At 77.4% G+C, this 1642-nt stretch carries 2 protein-coding genes; both read left to right on the top strand.

Annotated features, from left to right (window positions below; all coding sequences use genetic code 11):
* Positions 1-679 (top strand): hypothetical protein (locus MHW47_RS35245; protein WP_239227885.1); only part of this gene is annotated, 679 nt, incomplete at its 5' end.
* Positions 676-1642: type VII secretion-associated serine protease mycosin (mycP, locus tag MHW47_RS35240; protein ID WP_239227884.1), on the top strand; the 967-nt coding region annotated here is incomplete at its 3' end. The genes MHW47_RS35245 and mycP, both read left to right, overlap by 4 nt.

Genomic DNA, 1642 nt, shown 5'->3' with positions numbered 1-1642 from the left:
CGGCAGCTGGCTCACCGGCGGCGCGGACCGGCCCGCCGCCCCCAGCGCGTACGCCGTGGGCCGCGAAGCCTGGCACAGCATCCCCGTGGACACCCTCTTCCCGCGCACCCTCAAGGGCGACGGCGCCGGACCCGGCGGCGCCGACCGCGTCTGGACCCGGCTCGCCGTCGCCCCGGACAGCGGCTGCGCCACCGCGCTCGACCCGCTGCTCGCCAAGACCCTGCGCACGGTCGGCTGCGCCCACGTCCTGCGCGCCACCTACACCGACGCCACGGCCAGCAGCGTCACCACCGTCGGCCTCGTGTTCACCGAGGCCGACGGCGAGGCGATGCGCGCCCTGAACGCCCGGTTCGCCGCCGAGGGCCTCGACCGGCGCACCGATCTGCTGCCCCGTACCTACCCGGTCGCGGACAGCCCGGCGGCCGGGTTCGGCGCCCGGCAGCGCGCCAGCTGGACCGTGCACGTGCTGACCGGGCTGCCCGTCGTCGCCTTCGCCGTCTCCGGCTTCGCGGACGGCCGCGCGAGCACCCCGCCGCAGCCCGCGGCCTCGGCCATGGCCGAGGGCGCCACGACCGCCGCCGCCCAGGCCGGGCTGGGCCACGAGGCCGAGGGCCTGGCCGACCGCGTCGAACGCGGGCTGCGCACCCACGTCGCCGACCTCACGGAGCAGCCGCAATGACCCGTCGCGCCCGCCATCGCCTCCTCGGCGCCCTCTGCGCGGCCACGGCCCTCGTCCTGCTCCCCGCGACCCCCGCCGGCGCGGACACCATCCGGGCCCAGCAGTGGGGCCTGACCGCCCTGCACACCGACCGGGCCTGGGAGACCACGCGCGGCAAGGGGATCACCGTCGCCGTGGTGGACACCGGCGTGGACGGCAGCCTGCCCGACCTCGCCGGCCAGGTCCTGCCCGGCAAGGACCTCATCGGCTTCGGCGCGGGGCGCGGCGACAAGGCCTGGGCCCGGCACGGCACCGCCATGGCCGGGATCATCGCGGGCCGGGGCCACGGCAGCGGACGCGCCGACGGCGTCCTCGGCATCGCGCCCGAGGCGAAGATCCTCCCGGTCCGGGTCATCCTCGAAGCGAGCGACCCGGCCCGCGCCAAGGCCCGCAAGACCCGCGGCACCGCGCTCGCCGACGGCATCCGCTGGGCCGCCGACCACGGCGCCGACGTCATCAACCTCTCCCTCGGCGACGACAGCGAGTCCGCCCACCCCGAACCCGGCGAGGACGCCGCCGTCCAGTACGCCCTGAAGAAGGGCGCCGTCGTCGTCGCCTCGGCCGGCAACGGCGGCGAGAAGGGCGACCACATCTCCTACCCCGCCGCCTATCCCGGGGTGATCGCCGCCGCGGCCGTCGACCGGTACGGCACCCACGCCTCGTTCTCCACCCGCCGCTGGTACGCCACCGTCAGCGCCCCCGGCGACGACATCGTCGTCCCGGCGCCCGACCGCAAGTACTACGTGGAGTGGGGCACCTCGGCCGCCGCCGCGTTCGTCTCCGGCGCGGTCGCCCTCGTCAGGTCCGCGCACCCCGGCCTCTCGCCCGCGCAGATCAAGAAGCTCCTCACCGACACCGCGCGCGACGCCCCGGCCGGCGGGCGTGACGACGCGCGCGGCTACGGGATCGTCGACCCGGCGGCGG

It is taken from the genome of Streptomyces sp. OfavH-34-F, assembly GCF_022347745.1.
GTDB lineage: Bacteria > Actinomycetota > Actinomycetes > Streptomycetales > Streptomycetaceae > Streptomyces.
The sequence above is the reverse complement of the archived record's forward strand: the minus strand, read 5'-3'. Positions and strand labels throughout refer to the sequence as shown.